The organism is Mesorhizobium sp. M2E.F.Ca.ET.209.01.1.1 (assembly GCF_004010375.2).
Classification (GTDB): Bacteria; Pseudomonadota; Alphaproteobacteria; order Rhizobiales; family Rhizobiaceae; genus Mesorhizobium.
In genome coordinates this window covers 1-531 of record NZ_SADP02000119.1, presented here as the reverse complement: position 1 = coordinate 531, position 531 = coordinate 1, and the positions used below count along the sequence as shown (strand labels likewise).

1 protein-coding gene is annotated in these 531 nt (G+C 57.1%); it reads left to right on the top strand.

Annotation, left to right across the window (positions count from 1 at the left end):
- A partial coding sequence (locus EN852_RS42750) for an alcohol dehydrogenase catalytic domain-containing protein (RefSeq protein ID WP_246694487.1) occupies positions 1-475 on the top strand: 475 nt, incomplete at its 5' end.
- Between the last annotated feature and the right edge of the window lie 56 nt (positions 476-531).

Sequence of the window (531 nt, the reverse complement as noted above, 5' to 3'; positions counted from 1 at the left end):
GCGACTTTCTGAATTGAGCCCTCCTCGGCGAAAAGGACAAGGGTGCGCAGTTCCTCAAGCATCGATTATGTCCAGTATGCATAATCATGCTGATTATTATGAATTTGAAATCCAGTATGACGCAAGCGATTTTCCTGCCCTGCTCAGGCAGTCAAGGAGAACCCAAATGCGCACGATTGAATTGCAGGCCCCCGGCGGCATCGAAAATATCAAGATGGCCGAGCGTCCGACGCCGGCGCCGGGCCGGCAGGAAATCCTGATCAAGGTGAAGGCAAGCGCGCTCAACTACCGCGATGTCGAAATCGCCCGCGGCAGCTATCACACCAAATTCGCTCTGCCCCTGGTGCCGCTTTCCGACGGCGTCGGCGAGGTGGTTGCCGTCGGCGCGGAGGTCAGCCGGTTCAAGATCGGCGACCGTGTCTGCGGCACTTTCTGGCAGCGCTGGGTGGCCGGCGGCTTCGGGCACGCCTATTAAGGTTAACAACCGGTAAATCAGCGACCGCGAATTTTCAGCTTGTGTCTCATTTCAAC